Annotated in this window: 17 protein-coding genes; all 17 read left to right on the top strand. The window is 31.5% G+C overall.

All coding sequences use genetic code 11. The annotated features are described in order from the left end of the window. Positions 1 to 24: 24 nt before the first annotated feature. The 17 genes from NTX22_05435 to NTX22_05355 all read left to right on the top strand — a co-directional run bounded on the left by NTX22_05435 (position 25) and on the right by NTX22_05355 (position 21,884). Entirely contained in the window at positions 25 to 258 is a 234-nt protein-coding gene (locus tag NTX22_05435) for an acyl carrier protein (protein MCX6149951.1), read from the top strand. Between the two features lie 117 nt (positions 259 to 375). Next, the gene (fabF, locus tag NTX22_05430; GenBank protein ID MCX6149950.1) at positions 376 to 1,614 is read left to right on the top strand and encodes a beta-ketoacyl-ACP synthase II; all 1,239 of its coding nucleotides are present in this window, start codon (positions 376 to 378) and stop codon (positions 1,612 to 1,614) included. 9 nt (positions 1,615 to 1,623) lie between these two features. Further along, positions 1,624 to 2,421, top strand: coding sequence for a ribonuclease III (rnc, locus tag NTX22_05425; GenBank protein ID MCX6149949.1), 798 nt, complete (start codon positions 1,624 to 1,626; stop codon positions 2,419 to 2,421). Positions 2,422 to 2,648: 227 nt separating this feature from the next. Beyond that, positions 2,649 to 5,537: an aminomethyl-transferring glycine dehydrogenase gene (gene gcvP / locus NTX22_05420; GenBank protein MCX6149948.1), complete on the top strand. Its 2,889-nt coding sequence runs from the start codon at positions 2,649 to 2,651 to the stop codon at positions 5,535 to 5,537. Between the two features lie 69 nt (positions 5,538 to 5,606). Next, a complete protein-coding gene (locus NTX22_05415; protein MCX6149947.1) occupies positions 5,607 to 5,999 on the top strand; it encodes a CoA-binding protein in 393 nt (130 codons plus the stop codon). A 90-nt stretch (positions 6,000 to 6,089) separates the two neighbouring features. After that, positions 6,090 to 7,415 (top strand): BamA/TamA family outer membrane protein, encoded by a 1,326-nt coding sequence (locus NTX22_05410; GenBank protein ID MCX6149946.1) that lies wholly within the window; start codon positions 6,090 to 6,092, stop codon positions 7,413 to 7,415. After that, a complete protein-coding gene (locus tag NTX22_05405; GenBank protein MCX6149945.1) occupies positions 7,393 to 8,103 on the top strand; it encodes an RsmE family RNA methyltransferase in 711 nt (236 codons plus the stop codon). The genes NTX22_05410 and NTX22_05405 overlap by 23 nt, the downstream gene beginning before the upstream one ends. A gap of 507 nt (positions 8,104 to 8,610) precedes the next feature. Next, on the top strand, positions 8,611 to 10,941 hold the full coding sequence (locus NTX22_05400) for a polysaccharide biosynthesis tyrosine autokinase (protein MCX6149944.1): 2,331 nt from the start codon (positions 8,611 to 8,613) through the stop codon (positions 10,939 to 10,941). Between the two features lie 68 nt (positions 10,942 to 11,009). Further along, a complete protein-coding gene (locus NTX22_05395) occupies positions 11,010 to 11,474 on the top strand; it encodes an SLBB domain-containing protein (protein MCX6149943.1) in 465 nt (154 codons plus the stop codon). Positions 11,475 to 11,515: 41 nt separating this feature from the next. Further along, positions 11,516 to 12,919, top strand: a complete 1,404-nt coding sequence (locus NTX22_05390) for a nucleotide sugar dehydrogenase (protein MCX6149942.1) — start codon at positions 11,516 to 11,518, stop codon at positions 12,917 to 12,919. Continuing rightward, the gene (locus tag NTX22_05385) at positions 12,919 to 14,286 is read left to right on the top strand and encodes a hypothetical protein (protein MCX6149941.1); all 1,368 of its coding nucleotides are present in this window, start codon (positions 12,919 to 12,921) and stop codon (positions 14,284 to 14,286) included. Before NTX22_05390 ends, NTX22_05385 begins: the two co-directional genes overlap by 1 nt. Then, entirely contained in the window at positions 14,261 to 15,475 is a 1,215-nt protein-coding gene (locus tag NTX22_05380) for an O-antigen ligase family protein (protein ID MCX6149940.1), read from the top strand. The genes NTX22_05385 and NTX22_05380 overlap by 26 nt, the downstream gene beginning before the upstream one ends. Next, positions 15,472 to 16,605 (top strand): glycosyltransferase, encoded by a 1,134-nt coding sequence (locus tag NTX22_05375; protein MCX6149939.1) that lies wholly within the window; start codon positions 15,472 to 15,474, stop codon positions 16,603 to 16,605. The genes NTX22_05380 and NTX22_05375 overlap by 4 nt, the downstream gene beginning before the upstream one ends. Before the next feature lie 62 nt (positions 16,606 to 16,667). Further along, positions 16,668 to 17,708, top strand: coding sequence for a glycosyltransferase (locus NTX22_05370; GenBank protein ID MCX6149938.1), 1,041 nt, complete (start codon positions 16,668 to 16,670; stop codon positions 17,706 to 17,708). Positions 17,709 to 17,766: 58 nt separating this feature from the next. Continuing rightward, positions 17,767 to 19,101 carry a hypothetical protein gene (locus NTX22_05365; protein ID MCX6149937.1) on the top strand — a complete coding sequence of 445 codons (1,335 nt, stop codon included), beginning with the start codon at positions 17,767 to 17,769 and terminating at the stop codon, positions 19,099 to 19,101. 108 nt (positions 19,102 to 19,209) lie between these two features. Next, complete coding sequence (locus NTX22_05360; GenBank protein MCX6149936.1) at positions 19,210 to 20,562, top strand: hypothetical protein; 1,353 nt, start codon at positions 19,210 to 19,212, stop codon at positions 20,560 to 20,562. A 125-nt stretch (positions 20,563 to 20,687) separates the two neighbouring features. Continuing rightward, the gene (locus tag NTX22_05355) at positions 20,688 to 21,884 is read left to right on the top strand and encodes a glycosyltransferase family 4 protein (protein MCX6149935.1); all 1,197 of its coding nucleotides are present in this window, start codon (positions 20,688 to 20,690) and stop codon (positions 21,882 to 21,884) included. The last annotated feature ends 31 nt before the right edge of the window (positions 21,885 to 21,915 follow it).

The raw sequence follows: 21,915 nt of genomic DNA, 5'->3' as shown, positions 1-21,915 counted from the left end.
TTATACAAACAAAATGGAGTAAAAATGGACGTTGATGCAAAAGTAAAAGAAATCGTAATGGACAAACTGGGTGTTGAAGATTCTCAAATTACACCAGAGGCATCTTTTACGAATGACTTGGGTGCTGACTCTCTTGATATAGTTGAATTAGTAATGGGATTCGAAAGTGCTTTTAGTATTTCTATTCCTGATGAAGATGCTGAAAAAATTTCTACTGTTGGTGATGCAGTAAAATATTTAACTGAAAAATTAGCTTAATTTTATAGCACAGAAATCGTTATTAACCGTAACTGTATTATAATTTTTTCGATTCCCTAAAGTTTACTAAGTAAAATTTTTGGATTATTCGATTAAAAATATTTTAGGAGAATTTGCATGAGCAAAAGGAGAGTTGTTATAACTGGGATTGGGGCAGTTACACCAATTGGTATTGGAACGGATGAATTTTGGCAAGGTCTTGTTGAAGGAAGAAATGGTGTTGGCTTAATTACTAAGTTCGATGCTTCTACTTTCGATACAAAATTTGCTGCCGAAGTTAAAAATTTCGATCCAACCATCTGGATTGATAAAAAGAGTGTTAAACGACTTGATCCTTATGCTCAATTTGCAATTGTTTCTGCTGATATGGCAGTTACTGACTCCAAGTTGGATTTAGAAAAAATAGATAAAGAAAGATTTGGAGTTATTTTTGGTAGTGGAATTGGTGGCATTCTTACACATCAACAACAAACATTTACTTTTTTTAATGGTGGTGTAAATAGGATCAGTCCTTTCTTTGTCCCAATGATGATTTCTGATATTGCGGCTGGACATATTTCAATGAGATTTGGTGCCAAGGGTCCAAATTATGCAACAACGTCAGCCTGCTCAACCGCATCTCATGCTATTGCGGATGCATTTATGCTAATCCAGAGTGGTAGAGCCGATATAATGATTGGCGGTGGTAGTGAAGCCTCAATTATGGAAATGTCCATCGGTGGTTTCAGTCAAATGAGGGCATTATCAAATTGGAATGATAGATATTTAGAAGCATCTCGCCCATTTGATAAAGATAGAAATGGATTTGTAATGGGAGAAGGCGGCGGGGCGATTATTCTTGAAGAATATGAACACGCTGTTAACCGCGGAGCAAAAATTTATGCTGAACTTTTAGGTGTTGGATTAACAGGAGATGCTTACCATATTACGGCTCCATCACCAGGTGGCGAAGGTGCTGTTCGTTCTATGAAAGAAGCTTTAAAAGATGGAGGAATAAAACCAGAAGATGTTGATTATATTAATGCACATGGCACATCTACTCCATTAAATGATTCTACCGAAACTCAAGCAATAAAAACTACATTTGGTGCACATGCTTATAAATTAATTGTAAGCTCAACCAAATCCATGACGGGCCATTTGCTTGGGGCTGCCGGTGCAGTTGAAGCAATCGCTTCTATTTTAGCTATTGTAAATGGTATTGTTCCTCCAACAATAAATCTGAATAATCCTGATCCGGAATGCGATCTAAATTATTCACCATTGGTTGCTACCAAAAGAGAAATCAATTATGCGATAAGCAATACATTTGGATTTGGAGGACACAACGCATCGATATTGTTCAAGAAAATTTAGGATTATTGTTTGAATACAAGACTTCTAAACTTGCTGAAGAAAATAATATCTTCAAAAAAGTTTAAGTTTAGTGAATACCCGGAAAATTTTTCTGATATTTTATTGGAAAAATTATCCCTGCTTGAAAAGCTCCTCGGTTATAAAATAAAAGACCCCACTTTTTATATTAAAGCTTTAACCCACCGCTCTTACAATGAATTTACTGATTTCAATTTAAGATCCAACGAACGCCTTGAATATTTGGGCGACTCGGTACTAAGCTTACTAATTGCTGAATACCTGTTTAAAAAATTTCCTAAAGAAGATGAAGGATTTTTAACTAAAACCCGCTCTAAATTAGTTAATCGTAATGCGCTTGCAAAAGCGGCTGAACGTATAAATTTGCTGGACTATATGTTGGTGAGTAATTCATTTCTTTCAATTTCTAATGGTGTTGCTACAATTGTTTCTAATGCAATAGAAGCGTTGATTGGAGCCATTTATATTGATGCTGGTATTGATGCTGCAAGGAAATTTATTGAACTTGTTATAATTAAACCTGGGACAGAAGATAACGGAATAATGGAAGATAAAAATTTTAAAAGTCAACTATTAGAATATACCCAGGCAAATCGATTAGAAAATCCTTACTACAAAATTGTAAAAGAGGATGGACCAAATCACGCCAAAGTTTTTACTGTAGAAGTGTATGTTGATAATAATTGTTTGGGTAGTGGAACGGGTAAAAATAAAAAAGAAGCAGAGCAAAACGCAGCTAAACTTGCGTTAAGCGTAATTTGTGAAATTAAAATTAGTGAGCTGAATTAAATTTTAATTTATCATCAATTCCCCTAAAAATCGATTAACCTTATATACCCTAAATTCATATCTAACAGATTCTTTTCTTCAAAACAATTAGAAACCTGGAAATTCAGAATAAAATTTTAACTAATTTCGTTATATTTATAACCAAATTTTCTAAAAATAATATAGTCCACCAACAAAATTGGTTTTGCTATCATCAATTGTAAAATAAAAGATTGAGAATTAAAATTATGAAAAACTATGAAGCTACAGACAAATTTGTAAACCGCCATGTGGGTCCTCGGGATTCTGATGTAAATGAAATGTTGAAAGAAATTAATGTGGGTTCTTTACAAATGCTGATGAATGAGACTATTCCAGACAATATTCGACTTGAAAAGGAAATAAAATTAGATGAACCTTTAACAGAGTTTCAGTTTATAAAAAAACTAAAGCAAATTGCAGCAAAGAATAAAGTTTTCAAATCATATATAGGAATGGGATATTATAACACCATTGTACCAGCGGTTATTCAAAGAAATATTTTAGAAAATCCCGGTTGGTACACCCAATATACTCCGTACCAGGCAGAAATTTCCCAAGGAAGATTGGAAGCTCTAATAAATTTTCAGACTGTTATTGTTGATTTAACAAAAATGGATATTGCCAATGCTTCTCTTCTTGATGAAGCTACGGCTGCAGCAGAAGCGATGCAGATGTTGTACAATCTGAGAAAGAAAAAGAATGCAAATGTTTTTTTCATTTCGGAAGAATGCTTACCACAAACTATTGATGTTTTAAAAACACGAGCTCTTCCACAAGGAATTGAATTGTTAATTGGTGATCATCGGGAAATAAAATTAAATGATAATATTTTTGGAATATTACTCCAATATCCGGCTGCTTATGGTGAGGTTTACAATTACACGGAAATAATTCAACAGGCAAAAAAGAAAGAAATTTATGTAACGGTTGCTGCTGATTTGATGAGTTTAGTTTTATTAACTCCACCAGGTGAATTTGGAGCAGATGTTGTGGTTGGTAATACTCAACGTTTTGGTGTTCCCATTGGATTTGGTGGTCCCCACGCAGCTTACTTTGCTGTTAAAGATGAATTTAAACGATTTATACCGGGGCGAATTATCGGTGTATCAGTTGATGCGCACGGGAACAAAGCATTCCGAATGGCGCTTCAGACACGTGAACAACATATCCGCAGAGAAAAAGCAACAAGTAATATTTGTACTTCGCAAGTGCTGCTGGCAATAATGGCTGGAATGTATGCAGTTTATCATGGTTCTAGTGGATTAAAGAGTATTGCAGAAAGAATTCATAATCTTACTTTGCTATTAAACGAAGGATTAAAAGAATTGGGATTTGTTCAAACTAATTCTTATTTCTTTGATACTATTAAAGTTGAATTGACAGATCAGGTTCCATTAGAAATAATCAAAGATCTGGCAATAGCTTCCAACCTGAACCTGAACTACATTAATGAAAAAACAATTGGAATTTCTCTGGATGAAACAACCCAGTTTGAAGATGTTGAAAAACTACTTGATTTGTTTTACACCGCTTCAAATAATAAAATAATTAATATTGATCAACTTGGGAAAAATCTTAAAGATAATTTACCATTAAATTTAATCAGGACGAGTGCTTACTTTCAGGAGAAAGTTTTTAACAGGTATCATTCAGAAACTGAAATGCTTCGTTATATAAAAAATCTTGAAAAGCGAGATCTTTCCTTAACCGGTTCCATGATTCCTCTTGGCTCTTGTACAATGAAATTAAATGCGGCAACTGAAATGTTTGGATTATCATGGGAAGAATTTTCATCAATTCACCCATTTGTACCGGTGGATCAAGTGGAAGGCTACAAAATAATAATTGAAGATTTAGAAAAATGGCTTGCAGAAATTACCGGTTTCAATGCTGTTTCTTTGCAACCTAATTCCGGAGCCCAGGGCGAATATACTGGCTTGATGGTTATTCGTCAATATCATATTGAAAATAATAACGCTAATAGAAATGTAGTTTTAATTCCATCATCGGCGCATGGTACAAATCCTGCAAGCGCAGTTATGGCAGGAATGAATGTTATTGTTGTAAATTGCGATTCAAATGGTAACGTTGATATTGCAGATTTAAGGAAAAAAGCTGAAGCAAATAAAGCTAACCTTGCCGCATTGATGATAACTTATCCTTCAACTCATGGCGTTTTTGAAGAAGCAATTAAAGATATTTGCAATGTAATTCATTCAAATGGCGGTTTGGTTTATATGGATGGTGCGAACCTGAATGCACAGCTCGGTTATACAAGTCCGGCATTTATTGGTGCCGATGTTTGTCATTTAAATTTGCATAAGACATTTGCAATTCCGCACGGTGGCGGAGGTCCTGGCGTTGGTCCGATTGCTGTTAATGAAAAGTTAGCCCCATATTTACCAGGTCATTCAATTATAAAAGTTGGTGGACAGGAAGCTATTCGTGCCGTATCCGCTGCTCCATGGGGAAGTGCAAGTATCTTGATTATTTCTTATGCTTACATAAATATGATGGGTACAAGCGGTTTAAAACGAGCAACGGAAATGTCAATTCTAAATGCCAACTACTTGAAATCGAAATTGGAAAATTTCTATAAACCTTTATATACTGGTAAGAAGGGAAGAGTAGCTCACGAGTTAATTTTTGATATGAGACAATTTAAAACAACTGCTAATGTTGAGGTTGAAGATATTGCAAAACGCCTGATGGATTATGGATTTCATGCTCCTACAGTTTCTTTTCCGGTACATGGTACTATGATGGTGGAACCGACGGAGAGTGAATCCAAAGAAGAATTAGATCGGTTCTGTGAAGCGATGTTGATGATCCTTAAGGAAATAGAAGATATTGAAAAAGGAATTGCCGACCACGAAGATAATTTATTAAAGAACTCACCGCATACTGCAAAAACAGCATTAGCACAGGACTGGAAACATCCATATTCCAGGGAACAAGCAGTTTTTCCGACTACTTTTACAGTTGAAAATAAATTCTGGCCAAGTGTAGGAAGAATTAACAACGCTTACGGGGATAGAAATCTTGTTTGTACTTGTGAACCTATGAGCACTTTTATGGAGGAAACAAATACTTAATTTTGATTTTTTATTTAGCCCTGATTTATATTATGTTCAATTTAAGATTTGAAAAAAGGTAGGAAAAAAATGCGATCCGTTTGCCAAATATTAAATGAATCTAAAACAATTGCTGTTGTAGGAATTTCGGATAAAATTGAAAGAGATAGTAGAAGTATTGCTTTTTTTCTGAAAGAAAATGGATATGATGTTGTTGGAGTAAATCCGCATTTGAAAAATGTTGATGATATAATTGTATATCCATCATTAGAAAGTATTCCTTTTAAAATTGATATAGTTGATGTCTTTCGTCGAACTGATGCTATTCCGGATTTGATCCCTGATGTTTTAAAGGTAAAACCAAAAACCTTATGGCTGCAACTTGGTATTAGAAACGATAAAGCTGTAAAACCTGTCATTGATGTTGGAATAGAAGTCATCCAGAATAAATGTATTCTTATTGAGTTTAATAATTGTAAATAAGTTAATATGATTAAAAATATCAGTCCCCGATTTGTGCATAAATTCAATCATCCACATTGTTTTTAAGCTAACCGAACAAGTGTTATTTATATGACTAAACTTCAAATAATACTATTTCTTTTTCTCACAACTACATTTTGTTTTGCTTTAGAATTGGATTCTATGATGGTTGAAAATGAAAAATCTATCAGAGTGGATTCAATAAGATTAGTTGGAAATGAAATTACCAAAGACGAAATAATTCTACGCGAATTGAATTTTAAAATTGGCGATATGATTTCAAGGAAAGATTTACGATATAACGAGGAAAGAATATATAGTTTAGGTTTATTTAATCATGTTAGAACTGCTCAACTTGATGAAGATAATTTATCTAAAATTATAATAACTGTGGAAGAGAGCTGGTATATTTGGCCCCTGCCGTTGATAGATTTTAGAGATAATGATTTTAATAAGTTCACCTATGGAATGAATCTGTTGTACAAAAATTTTCGCGGTATGAATGAAACTATCAGCTGTGTATTAGCATTTGGATATGATCCATTTTACATTCTTTCTTATTACAATCCATGGTTTATTAAGAAACAAAATATTTCATTAAGCTTTGGTATTTCGTACAATAAAATATTGAATAAAAGTCCGCTTGCCTTTACAAGCTATGGCGGGCAATTCGAGTATAAATATTTATCCGCTTACATCAATATTGGCAAAAGATTTAACTTATTCAATGAGGCATATTTATTTTTTGGTTATGATTATGTAGAAATACCTAAAAAGGTTGATGGATTGATTACTGGTTCTGAAGATAGAATTGATCGAATCCCCAAAATAGGTTTAACATATATTTTTGATTCGCGAAACTTAAAACAATTCCCGGATTCTGGTATTTACACCAATGTTAACTATACTCAAAAAGGTTTCGGGGTAAATAAAATATATTATTCCAGTTTCAGCCTTAATTTTATCACTTACAATAAGGTTGTTGGTAATCTTACTAGTAAACTTAGATTTAGTAGCCGCTTTACATTTGGTAAAACAATTCCATTTTATGATAATTCATTTCTGGGTGTTGGGGATAAAATCCGTGGACATTACCAGGAAATAAGTGAAGGTCATAACCGTTACTTAGTTTCGGCGGAATTAAAATATCCGATTATAAGAGATTTTTATTTTTCTATTAAACTTCCATGGATTCCACAGGAACTTACAAGTTATCGGTTGGCTGTGTATGGTAACTTATTTGGGGATAATGGAGCAACACAGTTCCATCAGGATGGAATAAGAATAAAAGAATTATCCGGCTATGGAGCAGGTTTAATATTTTTATTTTTACCATATAACATTTTTCGTGCAACGTATGCATTAAATGAATATAAAAAAGGAGAGTGGATATTTGAACTCGGGTTCTCTTTCTAACATTGAATTATATTATTCTCCAAATGAGAATATTTTTAGGGACAAAATTGTAATCCTTGGTGAAGAGTGTAACCACATTGTAAATGTTATGCGCCATTCAATTGGAGATGATATTTATGTTTCAAACGGTGAAGGCAAGATTTACAATTGCATAATTACTATTATTGAAAAATCCAAAGTTAGTTGCGAAATAAAAAACATTTTGCCATTTGAAAATAGATTATCGAATATTTTTTTCTGCATTCCCAAATTAAAAAGTCAGGATAGATTTGAATTTGCCCTGGAAAAATGTGTTGAATTAGGAATTACAAATTTTATAATTTATCCAGCTAGAAATTCCATCATTAAAGGGAATAAATTGGATCGTTGGCAAAAAATACTCCTTTCAGCAATGAAGCAATCATTAAGAAGTTATTTACCAAAAATTAATATTGTTGATTCATTTGAACAAATAATAAAACTTGGAAATAATGTAGTAATATTTGAACAAAATTCGAATAAAAGCATTTCAAGTTTGGACCTGAACAGTGAATTGAATTACTATTTTATTTTTGGACCAGAAGGTGGGCTGGATCTTAATGAAATTCGATTAATTGATCCAGAAAATATTTATCATCTTGGGCAAAACCGATTACGTACAGAAACAGCAATTCTAAAAGTCGCTTCATATTTGTCTTTAAAACAATAAACCTTCCTATTCTTTCCCATCACTCAAATTGAAAATTCAGTTAGTTTTGTTATCATTTTAACCTCAAAACGCCATATATATTATTCCTGGTGATTTTGATCATTAAACTATTAACTAAAGTTGACATTGTGTCTGGTATTTGTATCTTTAATTGTAGTTAACATCTTGGTTCAGGCAAGACTAAAATTCAATTAAGAGATTATGAGAACAATAAAAATTTTTGAAAGATCTTATATGTTGCAATTATTCATTTCTAAAAATCAAATGAAATCTTATGATTTAGTTGCTAAAATGTAAATTGATTCTAAAAATGAATTAGAGGGTGCTTTATTTTTTCCAAATTGTCATTCTTTATTTTGGTGAGCGATGTCACGTCGGTTTGCAAATTAACCAAATGATTTTAAATTAGATATACGGTCTGAGTTCAAAATATGTTTCGCAATGTAAGTTTTGTAACTAACTGGGCGGAGCTTTAAAAAGGTAAATAAACACAAAATGAGAAACCAAATGAAAAATAATAACTTCAATTTTCCTGACGAAGAACCTATCAAATTATCTTATTTGTTTGAGGTTCTTGTAAGAAAAAAATGGACGGTAATTATAACTTTCTTTGTAATTGTAAGTGGAGTTGTAATCTATACTTTAACTCAGGATAAAATGTATGAAGCCACATCTGCAGTTCTGGTAAAAGATAATGATGCAAACCAATCATTAGGATTACTAAAATCTGATGAAACAATTGATAGAACAATTCAAAATGAATTAGAGGTTCTTGAATCGAGGGATCTTTTAATGCGGGTTGCCAAAAAGATTGATAAAAGAATTTATGTAGATCCTAACAGTAAAAAGGATACTCTTAACATTATTTGGGCAGCAATGGAATCATCAAAAAACTTTGATCTTAATTCAGTTGAGTTTGTTGGTGAAATTGCTGGCGAATTTTATAAAAGTGTTTCGTTCTACTACAAAGAGGGTACAAATGTAATAAAGGTTTCTGTAAAAAGTCCAGATCCTAAAGAAGCGGCGCTTTTAGCAAACCTGTACTCTCAAACTTATAATGAAAAGGACTTACTCGGCAGCCGTGAAAATGCTACTGGACTTAGAAATTTTTTAGAAGAACAAAATAAGATAAAAACAGAAAAACTTGCTAAAAGTGATTCCGCTATGCAAAAATATATGCAATCAACTGGTATTAAAGAATTAGATGGTCAAACAAATATATTAACAAATAAAGTTGCTACATTGGAATCTGAGCTTGAAGCTACTGACATAGAATCCAAAAACAGCCAGCTTTTATTATCTCGATATAAATCTGAACTATCTAAAATGACTCCAAACATGACCAAAAAATTGGTAGATGTTGATGACATGTATATTACTGAATTGCAGCAGGTTATTGCAAAAAAAGAAGCCGAAAAGGATTTACTTAAAGTTAACGCAAGCATTGAAGGTATGACCTCTCAATATGCTGATCAATATAGTAAATTGAAAAAGGGATTAGATTCCCTAAAAACATTGCTAAATACACGATCAAATAATTACATTCAGAATTCCTTAAACAATTATTCAGTTCTCGATAATAATTCCGGAGACAGCAAAAACTATATTTCTCAATTATCCGGGGAAATTCAGCGATTGGAAACAAGATTGGCTTCGCTTGATCAAAGTAGAGCAATGCTCCAGCAAAATCTTCTTAAGTATGAAGGAAAACTGGGCGGGATTCCAAAACAAAGCATAGAGTTGGCAAAACTGCAGAGAGAAAGATTGTTTAATGAAAAACTATATTTAAGTATCGGCGAAAAATATGAAGAGGCAGTTTTAGCAGAGCAGTCCTCATTTGGCAAAGTTTCAATTTTGGATAAAGCCGATATACCTACTAAACCTGTAAGTCCAAATGTTAAAATGAATTTGATATTGGGTGGGCTTTCTGGTTTAAGTTTAGGAATCTTATTCGCCTTTTTAATTAACTTATTATACAATAAAATATATTCACCAAGAGATGTAGAACATTTAGGATTTAGACTTTTATCCACAATTCCAAAATTAAAATTAGAATCTGGAAGAAGCTCAAAACTTTTAACTCAAGGTTCAAATCAAAATACAAGCGCTAATTTAATCACAGCAAAAAATCCAAACTCAGAAATTTACGAATCATATTTAAGGCTTGGCGTAAACATCGCTTATAACTTCATAGATAAGAACCTCAATTCATTGTTAGTTACAAGTCCCGGTCCTGGTGCAGGAAAAAGTGCAACTGCATTAAATGTTTCCATCACGTTGGCAAATCTTGGAAAAACTGTTTTGCTGGTGGATACTGATCTAAGAAGACCGGTGATTCATAAATATTTTAACAAATCAATGATACCAGGATTAACTGAATATCTTCTTGAACAAAAGTCTATTTCCGAAATTACACAGCAAACCGTAGTAAAAGGATTAGATATAATTACCTGTGGGGGCAGATTGTTAAATCCTTCACTAATTCTTTCTTCCGGAAGAATGAAAACTTTTATGGAGCAGGAAAATGAGTTTTATGATTTTGTAATTTATGATGCTCCACCACTAAACGCAGTAACCGATGCAATCCATCTTGCAAAAAATGTTGATGAAGTTGTAATGGTTGTAAGATCTGGTAAAACTTATGTTGAAGAATTAAAACACGCCAACCAATTACTTGGACAGGTAAATGTAAGTGTAGGTGGGGTAGTTCTAAACGATTTTGATGCTTCTAAAGCTCCGTTCTCCTATGGAAAGATGTATGGTTATTATGCTTATGAAGAGAAGGTTGAGAAAAAGGGAATATTCAAAAGAAGAAGAAAAAAAGAACTTGTTGTATAAACTTGATTTATAAAAAATATCAAATCATTAACTAATAAATTTTATTGATTGTAAAAATGAAGGGAAAAATGGCACAGTTTAAGTCCGTTGTTTTAGTAATAGTTTTGGTTCTTCTTGTCGGCACCAAAATATCTGCACAGGAGATTAGTGGTTTTTATAAAGTTGATAATACAGGTGAACTAACCAAGAAGGTTAATATTTGGGGATATGTAAAAAATCCTGGTAGGTATGAAGTTCCTGCTTCTACCAATCTTGTTCAACTTATTTCTATTGCTGGCGGACCGCAGCAATATGCAACATTAGACAACGTTAAAGTTTTTAGACTCCTTGATAACGGCGCCAAATCTGAAAGGGAAGTTGATGTGGAAAATCTTTCGAAAACATTAAATTCAGATTTGATATTAAATAATGAAGATACAATCGTTGTTGATTATAGTGCCACAGTTACCTGGAAAGACATTCTTAATTTCCTTTATACTCCAGTAGCTTTGGTTGTAAGTGTTATTTTCATTATCGATAGAGTCAAGAAGTAATTGTTCAACTTAATTTCTTAAAAATAATTTATAGGGAAAAAATGGAATTGCTGGAAATAATAAAAAATAAGACTGCAAAAGTAGGCATCATTGGACTTGGGTATGTTGGTTTACCATTAGGATTGGAATTCGCCAATAAAGGATTTGATGTACTGGGATTTGATTTGGATGATAAAAAGATATCATCCATTGAAGAAGGGAAAAGTTATTTTAAACATATTTCTAACGATAGAATTGCAAAAGCTTTTAATGGCGGAAACTTTAATGCAACAACAGATTTTTCTAAATTGCCAGAAGTAGATGCAATTATTATTTGCGTTCCTACTCCGTTAGACGAACATAGAGAACCAGATTTAAGTTTTATCATTAACACTGCAAAAACAGTTTCTCAATATTTAAGAGAAGGTCAATTGGTTGTTTTAGAATCTACAACTTATCCGGGAACTACAGACGAAATTCTACTCCCTATGTTTGAAGAAAGCCAAAAGTTAAAAGCTAAAAACCTGATGGTTGAAGAACTTCACGATTCCAATGTGCAGGATTTTGTTGAATCAGATGATACATCAGTCGCTTCTTCTTTTAAAGTTGGCAAGGATTTCTTTCTTGCATTCTCGCCTGAAAGGGAAGATCCAAACAATCCTGATTTTAGCACTTCAACAATTCCCAAAGTTGTTGGTGGTGTTACCCCCCAATGTTTAGAAGTCGCGCTTGCACTTTATAATAATGTTATCGTAAAAACTGTTCCAGTTAGTTCAACACGCATTGCCGAAGCAACAAAGCTGCTGGAAAATATCTATCGTTCTGTAAATATTGCGTTAGTAAATGAATTGAAGATGGTTTTTGACAAAATGAATATTGATGTTTGGGAAGTTATAAGTGCTGCCTCAACAAAACCTTTTGGATTCCAGGCATTTTATCCAGGACCAGGATTAGGTGGGCACTGCATTCCAATTGATCCTTTCTATCTAACCTGGAAAGCGCACGAATATGATGTGAATACAAAATTTATTGAATTGGCTGGTGAGATAAATACTTCAATGCCATATTATGTTGTTGAAAAAGCGGCAGAAGCGCTGAATAAATTTCAGAAATCATTAAATGGTGCAAAGATTTTAATTCTAGGAGCATCTTATAAAAAAGATATTGATGATATGCGCGAGTCTCCATCGCTTAAGTTGATAGATATTTTAGAAAAGAAGGGTGCCGTAGTAGATTATTATGATCCCTATGTTCCAAGTTTACCAAAGAGCCGTCATTATAAATTTGAAATGCGTTCTGTGGACTTAACGAAAGATGTTCTTAAGAGTTATGATTTGGTTTTAGTAAGTACCGATCATTCAACTGTGGATTATAAGTTTGTACACGACAATTCCAAACTGCTTTTGGATACACGAAATGCATTTGGAAACCGTGGCATATTTTCTTCAAAAATTGTGAAAGCATAATGAACGATAGTATTTCAGTTGCAGAAAAAAGTTTTATGCTGAAATTATTTTTAAAGAACGATCAAATCAGATCGGTACTTCAGTTCATTAGGCTGCATAATTTAAAAGAAAAATTATTATCAGAAACATCCTGGTATCTTGCTTCAAATCTGATTTATAGTGCATCTACTTATATGGTTGGTCTACTTATTCCATATGTTTTGAACACAAACTATATGGCATATTTTACTGCAGGAAATCAAGCATTGCTGCTTCTTGCTTTTATCTTTGAGTTCGGATTATCCATTAGTTTCTTAAGATATTACCGAATTGATAGATCGACTAAATATATAAATAGCATTTTGCAATTCTCTTTATTTGGATTGCTAATAATTGTTGGATACTTTTTTAGCGGACCGATAAACAATTTATTTAATTTAGAAGATGTGCCACTCGATTCAAGAGTACTTTATTTACTTGTAATTTCCCAATTGTCCTGGCTATTTATTAAAAACTGGATGTTAGCAGCCGGGCAAAATAAAATGCAGGTTGTTCATTCACTAATAGTCTTATTTTTGCGGATTGTTTTCATTTATCATCTTTATCATGTTAAGACTGTTACAATAACTCAGCTTTTTTTAGAAACGTTGCTTTATCCATTTATACCCGCAATTTTACATCTCTTATTTGTTAATACAAAAATAATAGTGCAGGCAATTCCAGCTTTAATTGAATTAAAAACTAAAGCTCTCTCTATCTTTTTTACAAAAACTAAAGAATATTTAAGCTACTCTTTACTTACTTACTTTGCTGGATTTCTTTATCTCTATACTGGAAGATATTTTATTATTTATTTATCCGGTAGAAACCATGTGGCATTGGCAGATGTAGGTTATTCGATGACTTTTATTGGTGTAATACTTGTTTTCTATGCTTCATTTAGAAATTATCTTATTTCCAAATTAAGCAAAGATAGATTGGATTTTATTAATTCTTACATACTTAATATGAAAAAGCTTAACAAGTATTTTCTCATTGGAAGCTTTTTAGTTTCATTATTTTTTTCATATCTGGTGTTTATCATTAAACCGCACTACCTAACTTTTGATGCAGTCCTTTTTGCCTTTGTACTTTTCTTTACAAGAATTTCAGTCTTTTATCTCGGTTTGTTTACAGTTCTGTCAAAAACAATGAACTATAACCGGCTTGAGGTTGGACTGAATGTAATTCGATTAGCTGTAGTTATTGGTATAACACATCTGCTTATGTGTAGGAATGTTCTTGTTGCTTTTATTTTAATTAATGCATTTGACCTGATTACAGAAATTATTTATTCAAAAATTATTCTTAGAAGGATTGCTTATGCAACTCAGCTTCAAGCTGTATAATTATTTTTATGACATTATCAATTTTGTTTTCATTTTCAGTTTGTTTAATGATAATTATTTTGCTCAGGCATTTGGTAGCAATTCTCTAAGGGCAATTTTTGCACTTTTCATTTTATTTAATTTAAAAAGGCTTTACAAAAATTTTACTAACCCGGTATTACTAAAAGAATTAATCCCCTTTTTTATATTCCTAAGTTTAAATTTTTTCATTCTAATTATTAATCCAGGTTCTGATGATAAAATCCACCTGCTCAATAATTTTCTTTTGCTAATTGCAATGTTTGTAATAACTGTTGTTTATATCAATTGCGATTTTAATAAAGTAATATATTTCATCTGGATTGCCATTTTACTCTCAGTTATTATTTTAGTTTTCAATAAGTCAATATCTCAATGGACTTTTAGAAAAACGGGTGGAACAAATGATCCTAACGAATTTGCAACACAACTTCTTTCATTTATAGCTTTATCAATATTCTTATTCAGAAAGAACAAGAATTATTTCTTTTTGATTATATCGGTGATTGCATTTGTTTATGCAATTTTACAGGCAGCTTCTCTTTCGTCCTTTCTGGCTTTTGGTGTAATTAGTGTATTTGTTCTTTTAAGATATATGCGGTTAGCATTTGCCAAAAGCTTAGTTACAGCAGTTATTGCTTTAGTATTATTCGGGTTTATCTTTTTAACATTTCAGGATAATATTTTAAAAATGAAATCTGTAAATAATGTTATGGGTAGAACCGAAAAGACACAAACTGCTCAATCTCGTTTTAAAAGCTGGAATGCTGGTTTGAATATGTTTGTAGACAAACCCTTTCTTGGCGTAGGTATGAATAATTATGGAGATAATTCTCCCAAATATTCAAAAGTATATTTAGCTAAGGATGCTGTTGCTCCTCATAATGTTTATTTAAAAGCACTTGCTGAAACAGGAATTCTGGTTTTCTTTTCATTTATAATTTTTCTATTGGATTTATTCACCAAACATTTTAAAAGAATTATATCAACAGATTTCTTTTGGATTTATTTAGCATCTATATCATATATGCTTATGGGTTTTACACTTGGATTGAACTACAATAAATATCTTTGGTTAACATTAGCATTATTGATGAACGTACATATTCAGATTTACCTACAAAGGAAAGCACAGTTAATTGTTTCAAACAATATCAAGGAAGTAGAATGAAAATTGTTCATATCATTTCATCTTTTAGTCCAGGTGGTGCAGAAGTTTTAGTAAAGGATATCGCCATAAATACAGGTAATAATTATGATGTTGAGGTGTGGGCAGTTGGATCAACAGGTGATAAAATTTTTGAAGAAAAATACAAGAAAGAATTGGAAGAAAATGGAGTTGGTTTTGTAAATGTTGGTAAAGTAGTTCATAAAAATAAATTTTGGGTTGTAATTAAACTCCGCCAATTAATCAAAGAACGAAAACCCGATGTTATAAATTCTCACACAGAATTAGCAACGTTTTATTGTACTCCAGCAATTATTGGCTTAAATGTAAAATTACTCCAAACTATTCATAATACAGTTATTGGTTTTCCATTATTGCAAAAATATTTTTCCCGCCCATTTATAAAAAAATATATAGCTATTTCTGAAAAATGTAAAGTTTTAATAAAAGATGTATTGAAAGTTGATGAGGAAAGAATTGAACTGATCTTTAATGGAATAAATATTAGGAAGTACCAGCAAAAACAAAGAGTAATTAATGACGAAGTAAAAAATATTATTTGTGTCGGCAGGCTTGATGTACAAAAAGATCATGCAACATTACTAAAAGCTTTTTCAATTTTAAGAGTAAAATTACTTGTTGAGGATAAGTTAGTTCCAAAATTAAATCTTGTAGGGATTGGTGTTTTAGAAGATGATCTAAAAAAATTAAGTAGTAAACTTGGCTTAAACGAAGATGTTATTTTTTGGGGAGCAAGAAATGATGTTCCCGAATTACTTTTCCAGAATGATATCTGGGTAATGTCATCCAGATGGGAAGGTTTATCCATAGCTTTATTAGAAGCGTTTTCATCAGGAATTCCGGTTGTTGCCACTGATGTTGGAAGCAATGGAGAAGTAATTGAGGACAAGTTTAGTGGAAGATTGGTTGAAAAGGAAAATCCTCAAGCACTTGCCAATACACTTTACAAATTAATTACAAATCCAGAAGAGAGAAAACTGTATTCAAAAAATGCTCAGAAAAGAGCCCAGGAATTTAAAATTGAGTCTTGTGTAAATAATTACCTAAGACTTTATAATTCTTTGTTCGAATTGAAAAGTAATCTGCTATCATTATCCAGCTCAAAAGCGTAATAATCATTTTCATAAATAAACATCAAAGTTTTGAACATCAAAATAAAAGACAGAAGGAAATAGTGGCAAAATTACTACTGATAGGTCCAAGAACAACAAGAAAAAATCCTGAAAAAACTGGAGGAGTAATCGTTCTTTTTGAACAGTTGATTTACGAATTAAAAGAAACAAACACAGAAATGTTAATAATTGATGCGAACAGTGCAAATTATGGAAGTCGTAAAAAAGCTCTTTTAAACATCATTTATAAAATGATAAAAACCATTCCTAAGGTTGATCATGTTTCTTTGCATGGTACAGCAACGAGTTATATTTTTGTAGCTCCTTTCGCCATTATACTTGCTAAATTATTCCACAAGACTTTAAGCCTTAGAAAATTTGCCGGCAATTTTAATCAATTTTATGAAATCAGTTCACCGATTCGAAAGAAATTAATAGAATGGATTTTAAGGAGCGCAGATTATTCATTTTTCGAAACGAAATATCTTGTGGAATATTTTAAAAAATGGAATGAGAATACATATTGGTTTCCAAATGTTCGCAAAAGATCATTTTTACCATCGCTTCCAAGAACTTACAATAAAAAATTTGTATTCATTAGCCATGTTAGTAAAGGAAAAGGAATAGATCAGATTTTAGAAGCTTCGCAGAAATTGGATAAGAGTTATACGATTGATATTTATGGTCCTATAATGCAGAATGAATACACGAATGAAAGTTTTAAGAATTTTAATGTTACCTATAAAGGTGCATTAGAACATACTAAGGTTATTCAGACATTGAACAACTATGATGTGCTTCTGCTTCCCAGTTATAGAGCAGAAGAGGGGTACCCTGGGATTATTATTGAAGCGTACTCACTTGGTATTCCAATAATATCCACAACCCTAAAACCCATTAAAGAAATTTGTACTGACGGAATTGAAGGAATTCTTGTTGAACCTAAAAACGTTTTACAAATGGTTGATGCTATTCAATACTTTAACAATAATAACTATAAAATGTTTTCAGAGAATGCTTACGAAAAATTTGAAGATTTTAGATCAGATCTTCATACAAGCAGTTTTATAAACAAACTTGAACTAGTATCAGATGAAAAATAGCCAATCTCAATCTACAAATACCTCTAATTTATATTTTAATAATTCTCCGGAAAAGTTGATGAATATCTTCGAAAAGGATTTGGCAAGGAAAATTTATTTCAAACTCTCATATCCTTTCCAGTTCATAGCAATTAACCTTCAAGGTTTATACTTGAAAAGGAAAAGATATCCCAAACGATTTTATCAAATTCTGGAAGAATATATGCGAGTTGATAAAACTGAAAGATGTAATTTGAATCTGAGAAAGATTAAAGCTGTTACCGAAACTACTTCTTTTTATAATATTCAAACAAAAGAGGATTTTAATTCATTACCAATTATAAACAAGGAATATGTAAATCAAAATTACAAGGCATTATATAATAAAAAATTCTCGGATACTTTTTTAACTACTGGTGGAACAACGGGAAGAGGCTTGAAATATCCAGTATCAAAGGAGTTCATTTATCATCAATGGGCAACATTTTGGAAGTTTAGAACGATTCATGGATTAAACATGAAAACCTGGTGTGCCTATCTTGTTGCCAAACCAATTATTAAAAATGAAAAAACGGAACCACCACTGTGGATAAAAGATTATTTTTCTAAACGATTATTTCTATCTCATCCGCACTTAAATGAAAATACGATCAAGCTTTATTTAGAAGAGATTAAAAAAAACCAAGTTACTTGGCTTCACGGTTATCCATCGGTGCTCAATTTATTTGCAAACCTAGTTGTTGAAATGAATCTTATCGATTTAGCCAAGGGACTTAATTTGACCTGCATTACAACAAGTTCTGAAATGATCCTTGATTTTCAAAAAGTAAATATTGAAAATGTTTTTGGTTGTAAGGTAAGACAGCTTTACGGGCTTACTGAAGGAGTTGTTAATATTTTTGAATGTGAATCAGGAAATCTTCATGTTGATGAAAGCTTTTCTTATGTAGAATTCTTACAAGAAAAAGAAAACTCTGAGTTATACAAAATTATTGGAACTCAATATCATAATAAGGCATTTCCATTATTCCGTTACAATACGGGCGATTATGCATTACTACCAGAGAAGAATTATGAATGTGATTGTGGTAGAAAATCCAGAGTTGTAAAAGCAATTTTAGGAAGAGAACAAGATTATTTAATTCTTAGTGATAACTCTAAAAGAGTGTCAATCGGTACGATCATTTTTAAGGGAACTCACAACATTTATAAAGCTCAAATCGTTCAAAAGAAAGAAGGGGAGGCAGAATTTCATATTGTAAAGGGACCAGAATACAATGAAACTGATGAAAAAATATTGCTGCGTAATATTGAACATTATTTGGGTAAAAATTTCAAACCTCAATTTATTTATACTGACAGTTTAAAAACGTCAGGTAATGGAAAATCTAAGTTAATCATTCATGAAAATTAAAAATCATTCAATTATATATAGCAGGTTATACCAGCGAACCCCGCAATTAAAAAAAACATTATTAAAGATTTATTCTTTAGAATTCTTTGCAGATTGGAGCAAATTTTAATGATAAAGACTTATTTCAGATTACCATATTTATTAAAATTTATAGCTGTAAATGCACACGGGTATTATTTAAAAAAGAAGAGGTATTCGCCAAAATTTTTTGAAATATTAGATGAGTATTTAAAAATAGATAAAACAGAAAATATATCTCTTGATATAAATAAAATAATTGACATAACTAAAGAGTCAAATTTTTATTCAATTAAAAATAAAAGTGATTTCTTCGCAACTCCATTTATTAATAAAGAAATTGTTAAAGAAAACTTTGATAAACTTGTAAATAAAAAACATATAAGTACATTTTTGTCAACTGGCGGCACTACAGGTTCTGCGCTTAAATATCCGGTATCCAGAAATTTTATTTTCAATCAGTGGGCAGTTTATTGGAAATTCAGGATGATCCACGGATTGGATATGGATACATGGTGTGCATATATTGTTGCAAAGCCAATATTGAATAGAGATCAATCGAAACCCCCATATTGGATTAAGGAATATTTTTCAAAACGACTTTACCTAACTCTTGTACATTTAAACGAGGATACTGTTAATATTTATCTGGATCAAATAAGAAAGAATCAAATTAAATGGATCCATGGCTATCCTTCAATTTTAGCTTCTTTGTCTCACTTAATAAAAGATCATGATCTTGTTGACAAAGCAAAATCATTAAATATTAAATGTATTACAACAAGTTCGGAAATGTTGTTAGGTTATCAAAAAAATATTGTTGAGGAAGTATTCAATTGTAAAGTTCGGCAACTATATGGCTTAACTGAAGGAGTAGTAAATATTTTTGAATGCGAGTATGGAAGTTTGCACATTGATGAAACTTATTCTTTTGTTGAATTTATTAAAGATGATGAAGTATTAACTCAATATAAATTGATTGGTACTCAATACCACAACAAAGCTTTACCGCTAATAAGATATGATACTGGAGACAGAGTAATTTTAGAAAATAATCATTCAATGTGTAAATGCGGAAGAAAATCCAGAGTTGTTAAAGAAATAATTGGAAGAGAAACTGAATATCTTTTAAAAGAAGACGGGAGAAAAATAATCAGGATCGGAATGTTATTTTCAAATTCATTTAATATTTATAAAGCCCAAATTGTTCAACACACCCCAGGTCATGCAGAATTTTATATCATCAAGACAAAAAACTATTCCAATAAAGATGAAAAAGAATTGAAAGAGAAAATAATCGAATTGCTCGGAGATGATTTCAGATTCGAAATCATTTATACTGATAAACTTAGAACTACACTAAATGGTAAAGTAAAATTAATCATTAATGAAACTGATTTTGATAAAGGTGAAAGGACTTTACTATACAATTATGTTAATTAGAAAATTTTCATTTAAGAAAGTTAACTATTCAACAATACTAAGATGAAAATGGTTAATAATAAAACCACTTTATTGAACATAGCAATGAACTTAAGTAATAAATCAGCTAAAACCGTGAGGGGTTTATGAAACAAAAAATCGCATTGATTCAGCTGAATTCATTTTCCAATATAAATGAAGCAGTTAGAAAAAATATTTTAAAAGTATATCCTGAGTTTGAGCTGAAAATAATTGATGTGTACAAAGAATTTAATTCTAACAAAGTAATTAAAGTACTTAATTACATCTTTACAGTTATGGAATATTTTTATCCTTTAATTACCAGTAAAATTCACATAAGAAATTGTCTGGCAGCTAATTCCTTCTTCTTTAATCATGCAAAAAAATTGGTTTATAGAATTCTAATAAAGGATCAATATATTTTTACATTTCAAACCCAATCGCTTTTTGATGCCAGCATAAAAGGAATCCCAAATTTCATCTTTACTGATAACACAATGCTGGAAAATTTAAACAACACATTTTCTACTAATCATATACTTCCATCAAAAAAATGGTTGAAATTAGAAAAAATGATGTATTCCAATGCGGCAAGAATTTTTGTAATGAGTTCTAATGTGTACAACTCATTGATTAATCAATATGGAATTAAAAAAGGAAAAATTGAGATTGTATATGCCGGAAGCAATTTTCCTGAAAGCAATGTAGTGAACAGACAGAGAAATTATAATTCCAAAACCATTCTTTTTGTTGGCAGCCATTGGGATAGAAAAGGTGGTCCAACCCTGGTTAAAGCGTTTGAGAAAGTAATTAAAAAATATCCTGATGCTCAATTAAAAATTGTAAGTTGGACAGCACCAAAAATACATACTCCAAATGTTACACAGTTTGGTAAACTATCCTTACAGGAAGTTGGTGAGTTATTTTCTGTGGCATCTATATTTTGTTTGCCATCAACAGTTGAACCTTTTGGCTTAGTTTTTTTAGAAGCTATGATGTTTAAACTTCCTATTGTTGCAGCAAAAGTAAATGCAATACCAGATTTTGTTAATCATGGAATTAGTGGTTATTTGGTTGAACCAAACAATGTTGATCAATTAACCGAAGCTTTACTAAATTTATTGGCATCGCCAGAAAAATGTGAATCATTTGGTAAAATGGGATATGAATTATACACACATAGATATACCTGGGATAAAGTGATTTCCAAGATGAAATTATGTATTGATGAAGAATTGAAAAATCCAAATTCGTATAAAAGAGAAAATGATCTGATTGAACTAACTCAAATGGCTTTATATAAAACGCAGTTATCTACATAACCTTTCAACAAATATTCCTCGTTAAATTATC

Source organism: Ignavibacteriales bacterium (assembly GCA_026390815.1).
In the GTDB taxonomy this organism is placed as follows: domain Bacteria; phylum Bacteroidota; class Ignavibacteria; order Ignavibacteriales; family SURF-24; genus JAPLFH01.
The sequence above is the reverse complement of the archived record's forward strand: the minus strand, read 5'-3'. Positions and strand labels throughout refer to the sequence as shown.

Excerpts from the sequence above, each read along its gene's own strand:
- NTX22_05435 (MCX6149951.1), top strand. The coding sequence starts at position 25 with ATGGACGTTGATGCAAAAGTAAAAGAAATCGTAATGGACAAACTGGGT.
- fabF (MCX6149950.1), top strand. The coding sequence starts at position 376 with ATGAGCAAAAGGAGAGTTGTTATAACTGGGATTGGGGCAGTTACACCA.
- gcvP (MCX6149948.1), top strand. The coding sequence starts at position 2,649 with ATGAAAAACTATGAAGCTACAGACAAATTTGTAAACCGCCATGTGGGT.
- NTX22_05415 (MCX6149947.1), top strand. The coding sequence starts at position 5,607 with ATGCGATCCGTTTGCCAAATATTAAATGAATCTAAAACAATTGCTGTT.
- NTX22_05410 (MCX6149946.1), top strand. The coding sequence starts at position 6,090 with ATGACTAAACTTCAAATAATACTATTTCTTTTTCTCACAACTACATTT.
- NTX22_05400 (MCX6149944.1), top strand. The coding sequence starts at position 8,611 with ATGAAAAATAATAACTTCAATTTTCCTGACGAAGAACCTATCAAATTA.
- NTX22_05395 (MCX6149943.1), top strand. The coding sequence starts at position 11,010 with ATGGCACAGTTTAAGTCCGTTGTTTTAGTAATAGTTTTGGTTCTTCTT.
- NTX22_05390 (MCX6149942.1), top strand. The coding sequence starts at position 11,516 with ATGGAATTGCTGGAAATAATAAAAAATAAGACTGCAAAAGTAGGCATC.
- NTX22_05385 (MCX6149941.1), top strand. The coding sequence starts at position 12,919 with ATGAACGATAGTATTTCAGTTGCAGAAAAAAGTTTTATGCTGAAATTA.
- NTX22_05380 (MCX6149940.1), top strand. The coding sequence starts at position 14,261 with ATGCAACTCAGCTTCAAGCTGTATAATTATTTTTATGACATTATCAAT.
- NTX22_05375 (MCX6149939.1), top strand. The coding sequence starts at position 15,472 with ATGAAAATTGTTCATATCATTTCATCTTTTAGTCCAGGTGGTGCAGAA.
- NTX22_05365 (MCX6149937.1), top strand. The coding sequence starts at position 17,767 with ATGAATATCTTCGAAAAGGATTTGGCAAGGAAAATTTATTTCAAACTC.
- NTX22_05360 (MCX6149936.1), top strand. The coding sequence starts at position 19,210 with ATGATAAAGACTTATTTCAGATTACCATATTTATTAAAATTTATAGCT.
- NTX22_05355 (MCX6149935.1), top strand. The coding sequence starts at position 20,688 with ATGAAACAAAAAATCGCATTGATTCAGCTGAATTCATTTTCCAATATA.